General features: G+C 66.0%; 19 protein-coding genes. 1 reads left to right on the forward strand and 18 read right to left on the reverse strand.

Translation table 11 applies throughout. The features are described from left to right. Window position 1: 1 nt before the first annotated feature. The 9 genes from SLT36_RS21915 to SLT36_RS21955 form a co-directional block, all read right to left on the reverse strand. The gene (locus SLT36_RS21915; protein ID WP_432284415.1) at window positions 2-1,192 is read right to left on the reverse strand and encodes a low temperature requirement protein A; all 1,191 of its coding nucleotides are present in this window, start codon (window positions 1,190-1,192) and stop codon (window positions 2-4) included. Window positions 1,193-1,291: 99 nt separating this feature from the next. After that, window positions 1,292-1,564, reverse strand: coding sequence for a DUF3303 domain-containing protein (locus tag SLT36_RS21920; RefSeq protein WP_432284416.1), 273 nt, complete (start codon window positions 1,562-1,564; stop codon window positions 1,292-1,294). A 63-nt stretch (window positions 1,565-1,627) separates the two neighbouring features. Next, complete coding sequence (locus SLT36_RS21925) at window positions 1,628-2,419, reverse strand: SDR family NAD(P)-dependent oxidoreductase (RefSeq protein WP_432284417.1); 792 nt, start codon at window positions 2,417-2,419, stop codon at window positions 1,628-1,630. A 1-nt stretch (window position 2,420) separates the two neighbouring features. Continuing rightward, a complete protein-coding gene (locus tag SLT36_RS21930) occupies window positions 2,421-2,981 on the reverse strand; it encodes an SRPBCC family protein (protein WP_432284418.1) in 561 nt (186 codons plus the stop codon). Continuing rightward, window positions 2,978-3,364, reverse strand: a complete 387-nt coding sequence (locus SLT36_RS21935) for an ArsR/SmtB family transcription factor (protein ID WP_432284419.1) — start codon at window positions 3,362-3,364, stop codon at window positions 2,978-2,980. Before SLT36_RS21935 ends, SLT36_RS21930 begins: the two co-directional genes overlap by 4 nt. A gap of 61 nt (window positions 3,365-3,425) precedes the next feature. Beyond that, entirely contained in the window at window positions 3,426-4,886 is a 1,461-nt protein-coding gene (locus SLT36_RS21940; RefSeq protein ID WP_432284420.1) for a RimK family protein, read from the reverse strand. Continuing rightward, on the reverse strand, window positions 4,883-5,989 hold the full coding sequence (locus tag SLT36_RS21945; RefSeq protein WP_432284421.1) for a peptidase C39 family protein: 1,107 nt from the start codon (window positions 5,987-5,989) through the stop codon (window positions 4,883-4,885). The genes SLT36_RS21940 and SLT36_RS21945 overlap by 4 nt, the downstream gene beginning before the upstream one ends. A gap of 677 nt (window positions 5,990-6,666) precedes the next feature. Further along, entirely contained in the window at window positions 6,667-7,455 is a 789-nt protein-coding gene (locus tag SLT36_RS21950) for an anti-sigma factor family protein (protein ID WP_432284422.1), read from the reverse strand. After that, on the reverse strand, window positions 7,452-7,970 hold the full coding sequence (locus SLT36_RS21955) for a sigma-70 family RNA polymerase sigma factor (RefSeq protein ID WP_432284423.1): 519 nt from the start codon (window positions 7,968-7,970) through the stop codon (window positions 7,452-7,454). The genes SLT36_RS21950 and SLT36_RS21955 overlap by 4 nt, the downstream gene beginning before the upstream one ends. Window positions 7,971-8,217: 247 nt before the next feature. On the opposite strand from SLT36_RS21955, the gene SLT36_RS21960 reads away from it, so the two are divergent. After that, window positions 8,218-9,459, forward strand: a complete 1,242-nt coding sequence (locus SLT36_RS21960; RefSeq protein WP_432284424.1) for an MFS transporter — start codon at window positions 8,218-8,220, stop codon at window positions 9,457-9,459. Between the two features lie 15 nt (window positions 9,460-9,474). Here SLT36_RS21960 and SLT36_RS21965 read toward each other — a convergent pair whose 3' ends face one another. From SLT36_RS21965 to SLT36_RS22005, 9 genes are all read right to left on the reverse strand, one after another. Continuing rightward, window positions 9,475-9,909: a hypothetical protein gene (locus SLT36_RS21965; protein WP_432284425.1), complete on the reverse strand. Its 435-nt coding sequence runs from the start codon at window positions 9,907-9,909 to the stop codon at window positions 9,475-9,477. Between the two features lie 183 nt (window positions 9,910-10,092). After that, a complete protein-coding gene (locus SLT36_RS21970; protein WP_115732901.1) occupies window positions 10,093-10,728 on the reverse strand; it encodes an outer membrane protein in 636 nt (211 codons plus the stop codon). A 351-nt stretch (window positions 10,729-11,079) separates the two neighbouring features. Then, window positions 11,080-13,818: a DUF2339 domain-containing protein gene (locus SLT36_RS21975; protein WP_432284426.1), complete on the reverse strand. Its 2,739-nt coding sequence runs from the start codon at window positions 13,816-13,818 to the stop codon at window positions 11,080-11,082. A 26-nt stretch (window positions 13,819-13,844) separates the two neighbouring features. Then, window positions 13,845-14,363: a PaaI family thioesterase gene (locus SLT36_RS21980; protein ID WP_432284427.1), complete on the reverse strand. Its 519-nt coding sequence runs from the start codon at window positions 14,361-14,363 to the stop codon at window positions 13,845-13,847. Further along, window positions 14,360-15,136 carry a DNA repair protein RecO gene (gene recO, locus SLT36_RS21985; protein WP_432284428.1) on the reverse strand — a complete coding sequence of 259 codons (777 nt, stop codon included), beginning with the start codon at window positions 15,134-15,136 and terminating at the stop codon, window positions 14,360-14,362. The genes SLT36_RS21980 and recO overlap by 4 nt, the downstream gene beginning before the upstream one ends. Window positions 15,137-15,219: 83 nt before the next feature. Beyond that, the gene (locus tag SLT36_RS21990; protein ID WP_432284429.1) at window positions 15,220-16,401 is read right to left on the reverse strand and encodes an MFS transporter; all 1,182 of its coding nucleotides are present in this window, start codon (window positions 16,399-16,401) and stop codon (window positions 15,220-15,222) included. 182 nt (window positions 16,402-16,583) lie between these two features. Beyond that, window positions 16,584-16,916 (reverse strand): hypothetical protein, encoded by a 333-nt coding sequence (locus SLT36_RS21995; RefSeq protein ID WP_432284430.1) that lies wholly within the window; start codon window positions 16,914-16,916, stop codon window positions 16,584-16,586. Window positions 16,917-17,051: 135 nt separating this feature from the next. Then, window positions 17,052-18,404, reverse strand: coding sequence for a PepSY-associated TM helix domain-containing protein (locus SLT36_RS22000; RefSeq protein ID WP_432284431.1), 1,353 nt, complete (start codon window positions 18,402-18,404; stop codon window positions 17,052-17,054). A 52-nt stretch (window positions 18,405-18,456) separates the two neighbouring features. Beyond that, the gene (locus tag SLT36_RS22005) at window positions 18,457-18,858 is read right to left on the reverse strand and encodes a DUF2946 family protein (protein ID WP_432284432.1); all 402 of its coding nucleotides are present in this window, start codon (window positions 18,856-18,858) and stop codon (window positions 18,457-18,459) included. Between the last annotated feature and the right edge of the window lie 29 nt (window positions 18,859-18,887).

Raw genomic sequence — 18,887 nt, forward strand, 5'->3', positions numbered from 1 at the left:
TCTAGTCCGCGTGATGGTCAATGTGAGCCGGCTGCCCCCTGAGTTCGAGCACGGCGACCAGCACCATCACGACAGTGGTCGCCGCCCCGATCGCCAGCGGCGACATGTGGCTGGCAAAGGGCACCATGGCCGCAAGGATGGCGATGCCGATGACATGCGACAGCGGCGCGCGGCCGACGACGTAGAATTTGAACAGCAGGTTGCCGGCGAGATAGAGCGCCGAGCCGCCGATCGCCGTCCAGATCAGCGCCGGCTCGGCATGGCCGAGCGGATGGGCAAGCACCAGCTCGTCCGACACCGCCACGACGATGATGCCGGCGACCAGGATGACCGGGATGTAGGTGTAGGCGACACGGGCGATCTGGCCGGTGTCGGCGGCCGAGGCGATCTTGTGGTGGGCGAGTTCCTGCCCGACGTTGAAATAGACAAGCCACATCGCCACCGAGGCGAAGAAGGTGGTCAGGAATGCCGCCAGGTTGACCCAGTTCAGTTCGAGCTCGGCAAAGGTCACGCCGGAGACCAGGATCGATTCGCCCAATGCTATGATGATGAACAGCGCCGAGCGCTCGGCCATGTGGCCGCCCTCGACGTCCCAGCCGGTGGTCGAGGAAGCGCCATGCCAGGGAGTCCAGAAGCCGAGCGCCGGCGACACCAGTTCGATCAGCAGGGCCACTGCCCACAGCGCGAAGCGGTTCTCGGGCTCGGCCAGGCCGCCCGCAATCCAGAACACGCCCGACAATGTGAGCCAAAGTCCGATGCGGACGAAATTGAGGTAGTTGTCGCGGTTATGGTTCTTCAGCGCCCAGATCACGAACAGCGTGCGCCCGACCTGCATGACGACATAAGCGAGCGCGAATTGCAGGCCACGCCCCTCGAACGCCTCGGGGATCGAGGTCGACAGCATCAGCCCGGCCAGCATCAGGGCAAACAGCATGCCGCGCACCGGCGCCTTGCGCGGGTCGAGCCAGTTGGTCACCCAGGCGGTGTAGTTCCACACCCACCAGACGGCGACCAGCATCAGCAGTCCCTCGAGCGCACCCTGCACCGACAGATGCTTGAGCAGGAAATGCGACAGCTGCGTCACCGCAAAGACAAAGACGAGGTCGAAAAACAGCTCGACGAACTCGACCCTGGCGCTCTCGCCCTGCTGCCGCTTGCGCTGGTAGTCGTTGCTTGCACCGCTCAATGCCATGCCTGTTTCCTCTGCTGATTGCGGCAGCATTCATGGCAGCAGGGGTTCGCGTCAAGCGGGTAGAACGATGCTTCCCACACCTGCTTCGAGCGAGGCGGCTCAGAGATGCGGCGCCAGCCCCGCGACGGTGTCCTTGCTCGATGCCACCGGCACGATCTCGAAGCCGACAAGGTCGGCCCATTCGACGACCCAGCGCTGCAACAACGTCACGTTTTCGGCCTCCACCAGCATGAAGCAACGGCTCATGTCGGCGGCGATCCAGCTGTGGTGAACGATGAAGCCTTCGGGCGCCAGCCGCCCCTTGTCGCGGAAGCGGCGGTAAATCGCCTTCGGGTCGCGCCCGCGAAAATCCTCGATGACAAAGAAAAGCATCTTTTGTCCGTGCCCCCAACTCTCCGTGGGAGAAGATCAGGGGGCACGGGACTTGGCAAGCAGTCAGTCGACCAGCGTGCCGCAGCTCAGATTGGCGATCGCCCCGGTCATCGCGCCGGCGCGGTCGGATGCGGCGAAGGCGGCGAAATCGCCGATCTCGGCCAGTGTCGGAAAGCGCCTGAGCAACGGCCCGCTGGCGGCGCGGGCAGCGAGCATGGCGTCGACCGACATGCCCGCGCGCTGCGCAAAACCCTCGAAGGCCGCGCGGACATGCGAAACGTCAATCGCTTCCGGGATGGCGTCGGGCCGGAGGCAGATCACCCTGATGCCCTGCGCCCCGAGCTCGCCGGCAAGGATGCGCGAAAACGCCTCCACCGCCGCACTTGCCACGCCATTGCCGAGAAAGCCTGCGCCCGACAGCCGCGCGCCCGGTGTCGACAGGGTCAGGATCACGCCCTTGCCCCTGAAGTGCCGCGCCACCGCTTTGGCGGTCAGGAAGTTGGTCCTGGTGTAGGCTGCGACAGGCAGCTCGAAATCGGCATAGGACAGCTCCGCCAGCGGCGTGCCCTGGGCATGGGATATGCCGATGGCATTGAGCGCGATGTCGATGCCGCCTGTTTTGGCCGCCACCATGTCGGCGTGGCGTTCGACCGCATCCTCGTCCAGCGCATCGACGACGGCGATGTCGGCGTCACCGCCCAGCGCCCGGATGTCGCCGGCCACCGCCTCCATCTTGGCCCGCGTCCGCCCGGCCAGGAACACACGCGCCCCGTCGCGGGCGAAGGCCCGGGCGGCGGCGCCGCCGATCGCACCGCCGCCGCCGTAGACAACCGCAACGCGGTTCACGAGCGACATGTCACGCTCCACCCGCACTGCCGATACGCTCGGCATATTCACCGACAAGCCTTGTGTGGGTGCGCCAGAAGCCGTCGGGCTCGCGACCCTCGAGCCTGTCGGCCAGGATGCCGAGATGGGTGTGCCAGCCGGCGGCGACATTGAGCATCGCGCCGTGGTCGGTGAGCCGGCGATGGGTGACCGTCAGCAGCACCTTGTCGTTGCGCGGCTCAAGCTCGAAGCGCACCTCGGAGCTTTCGCCGGCTTCCGCAGCCCCACCCCAGCTATAGGCCAAAAGATGCGGCGGCTCGCAGGCGATGATCTCGCCCGGCACCCGGTGTTCGGCAAAGGCGGCGAGATGGGCGGGCGGCGGATCGTCGTTGCGGGTCAGTTCGGAGTTGCGGAACAGGTTCTCGACCTGCCCGCCGGCTCGCAATTCCATCGGGCCGCCGGCAAGCCAGGTGCTGCGCTTGTCGGAGTCGGTGAGGTAGTTCCAGATGCGCTCGATCGGGCCCGGCAGCAGGCGCTCGATGCGCACGGTTCCGGGCTCGGTGACGACGCCGTAAGAAGTATGGATATTCATGACCTTTTCCCTTTCTTCTTCGCTTCAGTGGATTCGGATGATTTGGTCGCCGCGGCCTGGTCCTCGGCGACGAGCAGGGCTTCGAGGACGTCGAGCTGCTGGTTCCAGAATTTCTCGTAGTGCCGCATCCACTCGACGCCGGCATGCATCGGCATGGCGTCGAGGCTGCAGACATGGGTGCGCCCCTGCACGCTGCGGCGCACGAGCCCGGCCTTCTCCAGCACCTTGATGTGCTTGGAGGCGGCGGCAAGCGTCATGTCGAAGGGTGCGGCGAGGTCGCCGACATTGCGCGGCCCCTTGGCCAGCCCCTGGAGCATCGCCCGGCGGGTCGGATCGGACAGCGCGTGAAAGACCGCGTCAAGATGTTCGGAATGTTCAACCATAAGGTATAATATATGGCCGCAAATCCGAATAGTCAACCGTTCGGTATAATGTTTTTCGAGGCTACTTGCCGTTGCGCTCCAGCCGGTCGAGGAACCATTGGGTCAGGCGCACCCAGACCTCATCCTTTTCGCCAGAATCCTCGACGCCGTGGTCGAGGTTGGGATTGTCGTTGACCTCGATGACGAAGACGCCCTCCTTGGTCTCCTTGAGGTCGACGCCATAGAGCCCGTCGCCGATGCAGCGCGCGGCACGCACGGCGGTGTCGATGACATGCGCCGGCGCATGCTTCAGCGTGAACGTCTTGATGCCGCCCTCGTCGGGCTTGCCGGCGCGGTCGTGGTTGACGATCTGCCAGTGCTTCTTGGCCATCAGATAGTGGATGGCAAACAGCGGTTGGCCGCCGAGCACGCCGACACGCCAGTCATAGTGCGTCGGCATGAATTTCTGTGCGATCAACAGGTCGGAATCCTCGAGCCAGGCGGTTGCCAGCGCCTTCAGCTCGTCGAAATTGGACGCCTTCTTGACGCCGCGAGAGAACGAGCTGTCCGGTATCTTCAGCACCAAGGGAAAGCCCAGCGTGTCGGCGGCGAGCTGCAGGTCCGAGACGCCGGCGATCATGACAGTCGGCGGCACCGGCACGTTGTTGTAGGTCATCAGCTCGTTGAGATAGACCTTGTTGGTGCAGCGGATCATCGACAGCGGGTCGTCGATGACAGGCATGCCCTCCTGCTGCGCCCGCCGGGCGAAGCGATAGGTATGGTTGGAGATCGAGGTCGTCTCGCGGATCAGGAGCGCGTCGTAATTGGCGAGCTTGGCCAGGTCCTTCTTGGTGATCGGCTCGACCTCGACGCCCATCTTTTCGGCGATGCGGGCCCAGTGGCGCAGCGAGGCGATCTCCGACGGCGGCAGCTGCTCGTTGGGGTCGATCAGCGTGGCGAAGGTGTAGCGCGACGGCGTGCGCGCCTTGGTGTCGCGCCACTCCCGGCTGGTATAGGTCTCCAGCGCCGCAACGAAGCGCTTCTTGTCGGCATCATCGAGCCGGCCGAGTGCGGCAAAGCCTATTCTGTGGATCGAGGCCCATTCGCCGTCCTTGATCGCCACCTCCAGCGCCGGCGCACGGAACCAGTCGAACAACAGCCTGCTGAAGCGATCCCAGGCCTTGGACGGGCCGATGCCGAAAAAGATCGTCACCTTGGCCGGAAACGAGCCGCCGAGATCCTTGCGGCACTTGTTCAGCGCCAGCTCCAGTTCGGGCAGCGCGTTTTCATAGAGCTTGCGTTCCGACAGGTCGATCATCGTCTCGACCGTCGGGATCACCTTGTGGCCGCGCGAGCCGGCCAGCAGCGAGGCATAATAACCCCGGCTCTGATAGGTATAACGGTTGGACAGGTTGATGATCTTCGGCCGCTGGCCGCGAAACAGCGAGGGGTGGGCGAGATAGTCGCGGTTGGTGATGATCTTGTGCGGCGTCGCCGCCTGGTCGAGATCGCTTTGCCGGCCGGTGAGAATGACCCAGGTCATCGTTTCGAAGGCTTTCCGAGAGTGATTGCGGCGCGCAGGCCGTCGCGGCCGAACTGCGCCATGCGCATGAAGATGTCGTAGGGAACGGGAATATTGGCGGCGTCCGACGCCGTCTCGCGCTGCTCGTCCTCGATCCACGGGTCATGGATCAGGATGTGGCCGCCATCGTCGCCGATGGCCAGCACCCAGTGCGGCACCTTCTTGCCGAACATCAGGAAGCCCGAGATCAGCACCAGCACCAGCTTGCCCTGAGCGAGCCTGGCCCTGATGTCGTCGAGCGCGAAGGGACGGTAGGTCACGGGGATGGCGTATTTCTCGGCGCGGGCGCGAAAGTCGGCCTGGGCCAGCTCCATCACCCGACGCTTTTCGGCTGTTCGCACCGACTGCAGGAACAAGGCGCCCTCGGCCGAGACGAAGATCTCGGCGCCAAGCCCGGCCTCATGCCCTGCCACCGCCAGCCCGAACGGCTCGCAGCCGCCCGGCCCCGACATCATGAAGATCGTCGTCGCCTCGCGCCACAGCCTGACCTCCATCACCGGGTCGGGTACGAATGTGCGGTCGAAATTGGCCATCGCCATCATCAGGCAGCACGGGCCGCAGGTGAAATCGCAGGTCTGGGCGTAGAACGGCACCCTGGTGGCCACGGGCACGTCGCCGCGCAGCGTCTTTTCGTAGCGAAGCGCCGCCATGCCGTCTTCGTAATAGTCGGGCTCGTGGCCGATCCGGCGGTAGCCGTTCTTTTCATAGAGGCCGATGGCGCGGGCATTGTCCTGGCGCACCTCGAGCCTGAGCAGCATGCGGCCATGCCCGTAGGCGACGTCCTCGGCAGCATCGAGCAGCAGGCGGCCGATGCCCTTGCCGCCGAAGTCGGGGGCGATGGCAAAGGAATAGAGCCGGGCGACGCCGCTGCCCTTGCGAAACAGCACCATGGCGTAGCCGACAAGACGGCCGCCACTTTCCGCAACCAGCGCTTCGGCGGTTTCGTGATCGATCAGCTGGCGGAAGGAGCGGCGGGAAATCCTGTCGCCCGGAAAGACGGCATTCTCGATGGCGACAAGCGCATCGACATCTTCAGCGCGGGCCGTACGAATGTCGGCAACCATCTGGTCCTGAGAACCTCGTCTGGGCAGGAGGAGCCCTGAAGGAATGTCCCGCGAAGCGCCGGCGCGCCCCGCATTTGCCCTGCGCAGTCACGCCTCGATTCGGGCCTTATTGTGACATGGGCGGCGGCCGGTCAGGCATATGAATCTCGTGGGTGGGATGGTGAAATCAGATGGTGCCGGTACCCCCTGTTTCCCGACCTCGGCAGCTGGTGATCGCCGCGTTGCGCATGTGGGTTAACGGTGAAGCCGTTACCGTCTCTCCCGGCTTGATCCTGATGGCGTGTGGCCGTTTGACCGTCACGGCATGGATCCTAGCGTCTCCGCGACGGAGCTGCGCTCCTGCTTCGCCCTAGGATGACGAAGGCGTAGACGTTGTCGGCCAATCTCCGACGCTTGGCTCGAAGGCTTCCGCCAACAGGAAACGTTGGCGATTGGCGGATAACTCCCCTGCCTTCGTCATCCTAGGGCGAAGCAGGAAGCGCAACGAACTGCGTAGACCCTAGGATCCATGCCGTGAGCTGCCAACGGCCGCAAGCCATCAGGATCAAGCGATCAGGATCAGCCATCGGCCATCAGGATCAGGCACCAGGTACCACGCGATCAGGATCAGGCATCAGCATCAGGCCATGACGCTCAAGCCACGACGCCCAACGACACACCCGCCAACCGCGCCACCCTCACGTCCGCGCCGCCCCGGCGATCAGCTGCTTGTAGGCGTTCCTGGCGACAGTTCCCATCTGCTCGGGCGGCAGCGTGCCGACGATGGCGCAGCCATAACCTTCGTCCTGCCAGTAGACGGCCTCGGGGCCGCCGCTCGCCAGGGTGAAGGTGCCCTTGCTCCGCTCGGTGCCTTCGGCCACGACATAGACCGAGATGCGGTTGCCGTCGGCGTCGGCATAAAGCATCAGCGCCGCGGTTGCGCCATCCGCCGGCACCAGGCGGCCGCCGAGCAGCGTGAAGCCGTCCTTGCTGAGATCGGGCGCCACCAGGGTGAGGCCGGTGCGCTTGGAGAGCCAGCCGGTCAGATAGGCCTGGTCGCTGCCATCGACCTCGACCGGCCGGTTCTTGTCTGCGGCAAAGGTCTGGTGGGCGGCGATCGCCAGCTGGGCCATGCGATCGTCGGAATCGCCGCCGATGCCAAGGCCGCTCATGCCGGCAAGATAGCCGCCGAGACCGCCTGCGATCAGCAATGAAGCTGCCGCCACCATGCGCCACCACGGCGTCGCCTGCTTGCGCCTCGGCCCCTCGCCATTGACCGCCGTTACCAGCCGTGCCGGCACCGGCTCCTCGAGCACACCGGCAAACAGGTTGCGCAAGGCGGCGTTGTCGGCGGCATAACGCAGGCTCCTCGCCTTCATGTCGGGATTGGCTTCCAGCCAGATCTGGTAGGCGGCGCGCTCGTCCTCGGGCAGCTCGCCATCGAGAGCCAGATGGATGTCACGGTCGGTGAAGCTGCGCGCGCTCATTTCTCGACGATCCTTATCGCCCGCCGGCGTGCCTGGTCGTCAAGCAGCCCGCGCAGTTCCTCGCGGCCACGCGCGATGCGCGACATCAGCGTGCCGGCCGGCACGCCGAGCATGGTTGCGGCCTCGGCATAAGAAAAACCTTCGATCGCCACCATCACCAGAGCCGCGCGCCGGTCGGGGCTGATCTGCTGCAACGCGTCGACGATCTCGCGCGAGGCCACGCTCTCGGACTGGATCGCCGGCGTTGCCAGCGCCTCGCTTGCCTCGAGCGGCAGGATCGCCGCTTCGCCGCGGCGGCTGACCTTGCGCATCTGGTCGATAAAGAGATGATGCATGATCGTAAACAGCCACCTCCTGGGGCTTTCTCCAGTTCGCCAGTTGTCCATGCGCGAAAGCGCGCGCTCGAGACTGTCCTGGACAAGATCGTCGGCGGAATCGCGGTCGCGCAGCAGCGCCCTGGCATAGCGGCGCAGGCGGGGGATTTCCTGAAGTATCGCTGCCTTCTTGTCGTCCATGACCCGGGATCGCAAGCCGTCCTCTTCCACGCCGATTGAACGCGCCCAATTGAACGCGGCTTGGCTGCGCTGCGCAAGCGCCTGGCCATGGCTTTCGCCACCCCGGCCACCCAAGCGCACAACTAACGAATGGCTGCGCCATTCTCTTCCCGACACATCAGAATTCTTGAACTATTTCCCTAGTTCAATTGATTTTGAACATCGCGCTGGATCGGGTAAAAACATTCCACTCACGGGAGATTTGACGATGACGGCAGCGGCGGTGAACACCAGGTCGGGGTCGAAAATACCCTGGCTCATCATCATTTGTGGCTGCCTGATCGCAGCGCTGACCTTTGGCCCGCGCTCGGCGATGGGCTTCTTCCAGCTGCCTATGCTTGCGGAAAAGGGCTGGGACCGCACCACCTTCGGCCTCGCCATGGCGATCCAGAACCTGTGCTGGGGCCTCGGCCAGCCGATCTTCGGCGCCATCGCCGACCGTTTCGGCAGCTGGCGCGTGCTGACGCTGGGTGCCGTGCTCTATGCGCTCGGCCTCTACCTGATGGCTCATGCCGACAGCGCCGGCATGCTGCATCTCGGCGGCGGCGTGCTCGTCGGCCTCGGTGTTGCCGCCGGCTCGTTCAGCATCGTGCTGGCCGCCTTCGCCCGCAACACCAATCCGCAGAACCGCTCGATCGTGTTCGGCATCGGCACCGCCGCCGGTTCCGCCGGCATGTTCATCTTCGCCCCGATCAGCCAGGGCCTGATCGACGCCTATGGCTGGTCCGACACGCTGGTCTACATGTCGATCGCCATGCTGGTGATCCCGGTGCTGGCGATCCCGCTTGTCGGCAATTCGCGCTCCGGCAAGGTTTCGCAGGCCGAGATCGAGCAGACGCTCGGCCAGGCGCTGTCGGAGGCCTTCGCCCACAAGAGCTACCTCCTGCTGGTCTCCGGCTTCTTCGTCTGCGGTTTCCAGGTCGCCTTCATCACCGCCCACTTCCCGGCCTATATCAGGGACATCGGCATCGACGCGCGCTACGCCGTGATCGCACTTGCGCTGATCGGCTTCTTCAACGTCATCGGCTCGCTCGCCTCCGGCGTCATCGGCCAGAAATATTCCAAGCCGCACTTCCTCGCCTGGATCTACATTGCCCGCTCGATATTGGTGACGGTGTTCCTGCTGGTGCCGCAGACACCGACGTCAGTCGTCGTCTTCGCCATCATCATGGGCCTGTTGTGGCTGTCGACGGTGCCGCCGACAAACGGCCTCGTCGCCATCATGTTCGGCACCCGCCATCTCGGCATGCTCGGCGGCATCGTCTTCTTCTCGCACCAGATCGGCTCATTCCTCGGCGTCTGGCTCGGCGGCTATCTCTACGACCATTTCGGGTCCTACGACCCGGTCTGGTGGCTCGGTGTGATCCTTGGCCTGTTTGCCGCCGCCGTGCACTGGCCGATCAAGGAACGCCCGGTCGCACGGCCGGCGGTGCTGGCCCCGGCGGAGTGATCTGCCTGCCCGCCCCTAGCGGCAGTAGAAGCGGCGGCCGCCCTCGCCGATGAAGCTGTTGCTGCGGCGGTCGTAGCCGTAGCGCCGGTGGCACGGGCCGCTCCACTGGTCGCGCTGGCGATCCCGGGAATTCTGCTCGGCCACCGATCCGGCGACGATGGCGCCGACGGCCAGGCCGAGGATGCCGAGGCCGATGGCGGCTTCGGTGTCCTTGTCGCGCTTGCGGCGATCGTGGCGGTCCTGCCTGTCGCGCCAGCGCTCGCACTGGCGGCGCTCGTAGCGGTCGCGCGGCCAGTCGCAGTCGATGTCGTCATCGTCGTCCCAATAGCCGCCGACGAGATGCACCTGCGTAGCCGATGATGGTGTGAAATGTGGGCTGCCGGCCTGCGCCGGCAAGCTTGCGAGCAGGCTGGCAGCTACGGCACAGGCCAGTAAACGTGACACAGACATGATGCATCCTTTCCGGGCATTGCCCGATCATCGAAAACAGGCCGATCGGGAGCTGGACCTGCCTTCGATGTGCTGGGACACCGTCGCCGGCGCGGCTCGCGTCCCCCTGGAGGACCGGGACGCTGGCCAGCGCCTTGACGGGCAATCTCCTCCCGGGCGACCTGAGCGTCCGGAAAGTACTGATCAGAAGCCGTAGTTCAGGCCGAGCTTGACGCTGTGGCTGGCGAGGTCTTCGCTGCGTTTTCCGCCGCCCTTCACCACCGCGTTGACGTCGCCGTAGTTGACATAGTTGTACTCGACGCGGGCCCTGAGGCCGCCGTCGAACGCCTGTTCGATGCCGCCGCCGACAAGGTAGCCGCCTTCCCACTTGTCGTCTGAAATGACGTTGCCCTTACCCTTGAACTTGGCCATCGAATAACCCGCGGTGCCGTAGACCAGCGTGCGGTCAAGCGCGACACCGGCGCGGACCTTGGCGGCACCGTTCCAGGTGCGCTGCAATTCGGCGCCGCCGCCGAGATTGTACTTCGAACCCTTGGAATAGCTGCCTTCGAGCTCGGCGCCATAGACCATCGAGCCGGACTGGAAGTTGGTGCCGACCTGGCCGCCGAGCTGCCAGCCGCTCTTGTCGGCAAACGGGTTCGGGAAGCCCGAGGAGGCCGAGCCGAGATGGACACCGGCATAGGTGCCTGACCAGTTGTAAGCCTGATTGGAAAAATCCTGCGGCGCCTCATAGTTCTGGGCGATGTCAGCGGCCATTGCAGGCATGGCGAAAGGCGCGAGGCCAGCGAATACGACGAAAAACAGATTTCGCGTGGACATGATAGATCTTGCTCCGACATTTGCGTGGGGCTGCGAAGCAGGAGCCTCGCAGCCCGTTGACGGGCCTCGACGCAGCGGCAACGGGGGGAGAACCCGCCAGCCAAGTCCCGTGCACCATATCATTGGTTGCGAGCGTAACCTGAGCCTCCTGCATTGCAGCAACATTGCATCGAATATAATAAAATCAATTATTTAGCGGTAACTTTTCGGTAATCTTCATTAAGCCTTTGTTGTGCTGACACGCGCGGACAGGCGCGGCCAGGGATCAACCGAACCGCAGCTGAAGGCAACGCATCGTGAAGATTGGCTCGCTGGAAGCGAGGCCGGCGCTGACACGCCGGCCCGACAGGTTCAGCGCGCTGCCCGCGTCAGCAGGCGCTGGTAGAACAGGCCGATGCCGATCAGCACGCCGCCCAGGCCGATGAAGGAGAGCGCCCGCAGCACGCCTTCCAGTTCGGACATGTCGAACAGGAATACCTTGGCCACCGCGATCGAGATCAGCGCTGCCGAGGCGATGCGCAGGACCTGCGACTTCAGCGTCACGCCGGCAACCAGCAGACCGACGCCCATGACCAGCCACAGCGCCGAATAGCTGTAGGTCTCGACCTGACCGAGCCCGGCCCACATGCCGATATGCTCGCCCTGGAACAGCCGCCGGACCGAGAGCGTGGCATAGGCAAAGACCAGCAGGGCCGCGACCAGCGCCAGCATAGCCGAATACCAGTGCGGCCGCTTGTTGCGGGCATAGAGCGCAAGGCCGGCGGCGGCGGCCGCCGGCAGCAGATAGGCGAGGAACAGAAGGTTGAAGAAGACGATGGTGCCGGTGCTCTCATTGGTGAACAGCGGGTTGAGCACCAGGAAGTGCTGGCCGACGATCGACAGCACCGACACGACGCCGATGCCGAGCGAGCCGTAACGCAGCACCGGGCTCGGCGAGCGCATGTCGAGCGCCACCAGCATGGCGCCGCCGCCAAGCGCGATCAGCGTGTAGATCGCCTGCTCGGCCAGCGTCGGCACGTCGGAGGTGATGACGCCGCCATTCATCGCGTGGCGCACAAGCATCGCCAGCGTCAGCAGCGAAAACAGCGCCGCCACCGCCTCCATCACCAGCCGCGGCCGGCCATCGGTGGTGCGCGCCAGCTGCCAGGCGGCAAAACCGAAGGCTGCCGCCGGGATGCCATAGCCCGGCAGGATCCAGTTGAACACAGGCGTGGTGCCCAGCACGTCGGCGCCGACGATTGTCGGGTCGAAGGCGATGCGCGCCAGCACGGCAACGGCCGCAGCGACGCTCAGCCAGCCGAGCACCGGATAGGAGCGCTGCCTGGTCGCCAGCGCCGGCAGTGCGGCGGCAGCCCCCAGCAGCACCGTCGTCCAGCCCGAGCCGAAACCCATATGCAGGGCGAGCAGCAGCGCCACCCCTGCCCCGCCAAGGGCGAAGGACACGGCATGCCCGCCGGTCAGCGGCGGCTGCTCGCTGCGGGCGATCCATTCGCCACCGGCAACGAAGGCGGCAACCATGACGACAGCCAGAAGCGCGCGCAGGAGATCGCGGTCGGGATTGCCATAAGCGAGCCAGAGCGAGAACAGCACCGCCAGCGGCACCGCAACGCCCCAGCCGGCCCAGGACGCCGCACGCCAGGGTGCCGCCACGACCTCGCGCCGTGCGTTCCACAGGCCGGCCGCTGCAAAGACCAGCCCGAGCAGCCAGCCGATTGGCGTCAGCGACGAGCCGGCGACCTCGATCGGCAGCCCCTCGACGGTCAGCGCGCCGATCGGCAGGTCGAGGTCGAAGGTGCCGCCCAGCGCGTTGCGCAGATAGATCAACACCGAGGCGATGCCTGCGGCAAACAGCAAGGACAAAGCTTGCGGGCGATACAGCGCCACCGCCAGCATGCCGACCAGAAGGACGGTGCCGCGCAGCGGTCCGCCAAGCGAGGCATAGGTCGGGTGGATGAACAGCACGACGGCGGTCACGGCGACGAAAAAGGCCGGCACCATGGACGGCCAGTCGAGCGCCGATGGCTCCTCGTCGCGGCCAAGCCACACAAACGCCAGCGCGCCAAGCGTCACCGCACTGATGAACAGCACGACGGCGAAGCTCGCCAGCGGGGCGTCGGCGAGATAGAGCAGCGTCCACAGGCCGGTGCCGATGAAGGCAGCCCCCATCAGCAGCGACCAGCGGCGGGTGCGGGCAACCGCAGTCGTCGCCACCAGCACGATGGCGAGATAGCCGAACAGCGCCCAGTAGTTCGGCGCCGTCGACGCCACCAGCACCGGCGTCACCATCGAGCCGAGCAGCCCGAGGCCGGCCAGCGCCTGGCCATGGGCAAGGGCCGCGGCAATCGTCGCGACACTGACGATGCCCAGGAGCACGAAGGCCGGGCCGGCGCCGATGAAGCCGTAAATGCCATGCGCGGCATAGATGGTGCCGAACAGGGTGAAGGCGCCCGCCGCCGTCAGGATCGCCGGGATATAGGCATTGGAGCCATTCTGGATCGGCACGCGGTAGCCGGTGCGGCGGATGAATTCGCCGCCGCCGACAAGCACCAGTCCGAGCAGTGCGGCCATGCTCAAGCGCAGGCCGGGACCGAAGATGCCGGATTCGATGGAAACCTTGATCAGGAACACGGCGCCGAAGGCCAGCGCCAGGCCGCCGACCCACACCGCCCAGCGGGTGCCGAGCGTTGTTTCGATGTCGGGCGCAGCACGCGCGGCTGACTGTGCCGGCGCGGCGCGAGAGGACGCCCACGGCCCGGAAGCTGCCGCATCCGCCTCGACATTCGCCGCCACGGGAAGCTCTTCGGCAGGGGCTGTCTCCGGTATCGTTTCCGGCGCCGCTGCGGCGGGCTGTTCAGCCGCCGCCGGCGCTTCGGGCACCTCGCTCACCGTCTCGGCCGCGACCTCCGCCGGCCTGACCTCGACCGGCTTGACCTCCACCGGCTTGGCGACAGGCGCCGGCACGGCGCCCGACAGCACCAGCGAACGCAGTGCGCCCAACTCGCGTTCCAGCAGGCCGAGCCGGCTGTGCTGCTTCGAAATGATGATGAACAGCGCCACGATGGCGATGACGCCCAACAGGCTCTCAAGCATGGCCGTTCCCCCTCAGATTGGCCGGCTTACCGCGCCGCCAGATTGGCGACCGGAAAGATCGAACATGTTTCGGTGCCGAAGGCCAGCAGCTTGCCGTCCTTGTCCTTCAGCGTCGCTTCCGACACGGCAAGCGTGCGGCCCTTGTGGATCACCCGGCCCTCGCAGACCACTTCGCCGGTTTTCGGCGTGATCGGCCGGGTCAGGTTCACCTTGAACTCGACGGTCGTGTAGGCCTCGCCCTTGTCGAGCGTGCTGTGCACGGCGCAGCCCAGCGCCGAATCGAGCAAGGTCGCCGCCCAGCCGCCATGCACCGAGCCGAGCGGGTTGAGGTGACGTTCGCCGGGCAGGCCACGAAACACCGCGCGTCCGGCTTCGACCTCGGTCAGGCCGAAATTCATCGCAGCCGCGATCGGCGGCGCGGGGTAGAGCCCGTCGACGACGCGCTGCAAAAGCTCGGTGCCGGAATAGAGGTGCACGTCCTCATGCGGGATCGTGCCCAGGCCAAGCGGAGACACCAGGCCGGGGAACAGTTCGACTTCGCTCATGCGGCAGTGTCTCCATGGGAAATCGCGCCGGGCGAAATGGCCCGGGCAGCGTGGAATTTCCGCAGCGCCGTCAGAAGCCCGCCGCGCGCATCCGGCGGCTCTATGCCGCGCGGCTCGTAGACATGGCGGGCAAAGAAGAAGCTCGACAGCCGGAAGGCATCTTCGATCGCCTTGAGGTCGGCGCCCTGCCGCGCCCCGCGCTGCAGGAAATGTGGCAGCGGCAGCAGCTTGTCACGCCATGGCTCGCCGGCCGCGCGCGACACGGCGCGGCCCGACTTCGGCGAGACATAAGTCAGCTCCTCGAGCGCGCCGGTGGCGGCGCATTCCGAGAGATCAAGGCCGAAGCCGAGCTCGTCCAGCACCAGCAGCTCGAAGCGCACCACGAGTTCGCCGACGGCGTCGGCATCGTTGAGATGTTCGATCAGGATCGCCAGCGTCTCGTAGAGGCCGGCATGCGGGTCGCGCTCGGGCAGCAGCCGGAGATGGGCGGCGAGTGTCTGCAGCGCATAGACGGCAACCGCGCTGTCGATCAGCCTGGCTGCGTTGAGCTCGATCGGCTCGGCCTGGAAGGTGCCGAGATGCTCGTCGAGGCGGGCGCGCCAGATCAGCTCGACGCGGTTGCCGGCCTGCAGCACCGGCTGCTGCTTGCGCGAGCGGCCGCCACGCACCAGGCCGAGATGCCGGCCATGGGCGCGCGTCATCACCTCCAGCACGGCGGAGGTTTCGCCATGCTTGCGGGTGCCGAGGATGATTCCTTCGTCGCGCCACTCCATGGCCGGACCATCAGCCGGTTGGGTGACGAAATCAAGGAGATTGCGCCGGTCCAGCCCCGTGCCGGCGACCGCACCGACGCGGCTCAGTTGCCCTTCAGCGGTGGGATGACGGCCAGCAGCAGCAGCGCCGCCAGCACCAGTGCCGCAGCAACAATGGCGAGCGGCAACAGGCCGAGCGTGATGAAGGGCGCAACAACCGCCGTGCCCGCCGCCGTGGTGCCGAGGATCGCCACGACGACAAGGGCAGCACCTCTGGCATCGTCGCCCTGCGAGGCCACGACAGCACGGTGGAAGCCGGGCGGGCCGCGGAAGCCGAGGCCGAAATTGAACGGCACGAACAGCGCCGTCACCACCAGCGTGTTGGCCCCGCCTGTCAGCGCATAGGCCAGCATCGCCACGCCACCGAGGGCGGAAAGTGCGGTGCCGAACCAGATCATCCGCTCGGCGCCGAAGCGCCCGGTCAGCCGGCCGGTCCAGTTGGCGGCGACGATGAAGGTGGCGATGCCAGTCATCTGCATGATGATGAAGTCCTTGAGGCCTGCGCCCAGCGCCGCCACGAACACCGTGGGCGCGGCAAAGACGATCACCAGAAGAGCCCCCAGGGTGAAGGCATGGCTCACCGCATAGCGCAGGAAGACGGCGTCGCGCAAAAGATGGGCATAACCGCCTGCACCCTTGCCGGTCATCAGCGCCGGCAGGTGGCGGCTCAACAAGGCGACGGCGGCGGCCAGAAGCAGCGACAGGGTGGCAATGACGTCGAACGAGATGGTCCAGCCGCCGAGCGACAAAAGCCAGACGCCGGCCACGGGGGCCAGCGCCGGCGTCAGCGACTCGATCGAACCGAGCAGTCCGAGCTTGCCCACCGCGCGTTCGTCGCCGAACAAAGCGCGGATCATGCCCGGCGCGAACACCGCTGCGGCCGAACCCGCCGCGCCCTGCAGGAAGCGCAGGCCGATCAGCATGTCGAGCGAAGTGCTGAAACCTGCGGCCGCCGAGATCAGGCCATAAGCGACGAGCGAAGCGACCAGCAGGCGGCGCTGGTCGAACCGCGCGCCGAGCGTGCCGAAGACAAGCAGGCCAACGGCAGCGCCGGTGACGAAGGCCGCCAGCACGAACTGCGCCTGGGCATAGCTACCGCCCAGCACCTCGGGCAAGCCAGGCACGGCCGGCAGCACGAGGTCGGTGCCGGCGATGCCGAGCACGGTGCTTGTCACGATGAGCGCGAATGCGATGCCTGCATGGCCGCCATGCTTGCCGGCTGTCATTGTCCTGCCTGTTTTTGTCTTGGCCCAGCCTTGACCTTGGCCCAGCCTTGACCTTGGACCGATCCCGGTCTTGGGCCGGTCCCGGATCGAGGGCTTTTTCGGGACGGCGTCAGTGCCCCAGGACAGGCCTCGGGTCAAGCAAAGCCGGTTGGTCCAGCTTGCTGGCGAAAGCCGTTCGAGCCTTACGGGCAGTCGCTGTCGCGGACGAAACGCGCCTTGACCCAGCCCTTGGTGGTGCGGTCGCCATTGTAATGGGTGACCGGGCACCAGCGGCTCGCCCAAGGGGCGCTCGCCGGCCGGCAGGCGGCGTCGAGATGGATGATGCCGTGCGTCTCAGGCGGCAGCACGTCGACGATGCGGGCATTGGCCGAGGGCCGCGCCCGCATGTTGAGCGCATCATTCCTGGCGACATTGACCACCACAAGGCAGCCCGGCCCTGAGGTCGCCATCACAGGCGTGGCGATGGTCAGCGTCAGCAGTGCTGCCAGAAATGCTCCCCGAAATGCTCTCCGCATGTTCGTCCTCGCTTGCTCCCGGCCGATGACGCCGGCGCGTGAGCTTAGCCCGACGACCGAGCAGCGCCAAGGCGGCCGCCGCCGATCAAGCGGCGGCGCCCCCCCTGTCAGGCAAAGCCTGTCAGGCAAAGCATGTCAGGCGAAGCGTGGTCGCATCACCCTGATGCCGGCCCAGTCGAGCACGAGCATCACCACCAGCGATATACCGACGAGCGGAAAGGCGATGCCGCCCAAGGCAAGGATGGCGATCAGACCGCGGAACACCTTTGGGTCGTCGGGCAGCGGCGGCACGCCGAGCGAGCCGGCCGGACGGCGCTTCCACCACATCACCCCGGCAGACACCGCAAGCAGCACGATGCCGAGGCAGGCGGCCAGCAGCACGAGCTGGGTGACCAGCCCGAACTCCTGGCCCATATGCACCGAGATGCCCCACTCCATCCATTTGCCGCCGAGGCCGTAATCGGCAAAACCCATATCGATCAGCGGCTCGCCGCTATACTGGTCGAGATGGATCACCCGCTGCTGGCTGGCAGCATCCGGATAGACCGAGCCGGTGTAGACGCCGGTCGGCTTGCCTGGGATCGCCACCGTATAGCCGCGATGCAGCCCGAGCCTGTCGAAGATCTCGACGGCCTTGTTCAGCCCGATCGGCGTGCCCGCGGCCACAGACGATTCCGGCAGCCTGGCCTGCTCCAGCGACCACGACGTCTTGGCGACATGGTCGAGATGTTCGCCCGACATCGGCACGTCGACGCGCACGCCCGAGGGGTAGCCAAAATTGCTGCCATTGGCCCATTCATTGACCTTTTCGCCCCAGACGCCCGACCAGGGCATGCCTGTGATCGCCAGGAAGACGATGAAGACGCCTGCGAACAGGCCGGTCACCGCATGCAGGTCGCGCCAGAACATGCGGTTCTTCGGCCTGCCGCGCACCGAAACGACCCCGCCCTTCTTGCCCCGCGGCCACCACAGATAGATGCCGGTGCCGACAAGCAGGATCGACCAGCCGCCGGCAAGTTCGATCAGCAGACGCGCGCCGTCGCCGAAATATTTCAGGCTGTGCAGGTAGCGGATGGTCCACATGATGGTGCCGCGATCGGGCAAGGCGCCCAGCACCGACCCGTCATAAGGGTTCACATAGACGGCGAGCTTGCCGAAATCGGCTGATGCGACGGTGATTTCGGCCGAACTCCCAGGCGTTGCCGGGTCGAGATATTTCACCGCCGTGCCGGGATAGTTAGCGAGTGCGGCATCGACCATGACCTCGGGCGTTACCTTGGTCTGCTCGACGGCAACGCGCTTGAGGTCGGAGTAGACTAAGGTGTCGATCTCGTCCTTGAACAGATAGAGCCCGCCCGTGACGGCGAGCGTGATCATGAAGGGCAGCACCATCAGCCCGGCATAGAAGTGCCAGCGCCAGACGGCGCGGTAAAGGTTGGACGCGGAGCGCGCGACGGCGTTCTCCCGTCCGAGGGTCGTATCGGACATTGTTGTCTCCATAGCGTGGAAGCACGGGCCTATCGGCCCGCAGGGTTCGACGTCAGACGGAGACAGACGGAGGCGCTCTCGCCTCGGCGATCAGGCCGCGTTGGCCCTGGGGCGCAGGCTGCCCTGGTTCGGCAACGACAGTGCCTTGCGCTTCGGGCCGTTCGAGAATGAAAGCAAGCTGTTCGCCCGGCAGTCCGGGCGACACGCCGACGGCCAGTTGGCAGAGCGTGCCGCAGGGACATTCGGCCGGGCTGCGGGCGGGCCTGGTGTCGCCGCCGGCCGGGCCCATGCCGTCCATGGTGCAGATCACGCCGAGCGGGTCGGCGGCGGACGCGGCCATGGCGCCGGAAGCGGCGCCCGAAAGCAGCGCCTGGAACAGCAGCATGAAGGCGATCATGCCGGCGATGACGCCAGCCGACAGCCTGTCCCGCAAGATGAGCCGGATCCCCTTCATGTCAGCGCCATGCCACAATGCCGCCGCAA

This window comes from Aminobacter sp. BA135, from assembly GCF_050859125.1.
Classification (GTDB): Bacteria; Pseudomonadota; Alphaproteobacteria; order Rhizobiales; family Rhizobiaceae; genus Aminobacter; species Aminobacter ciceronei.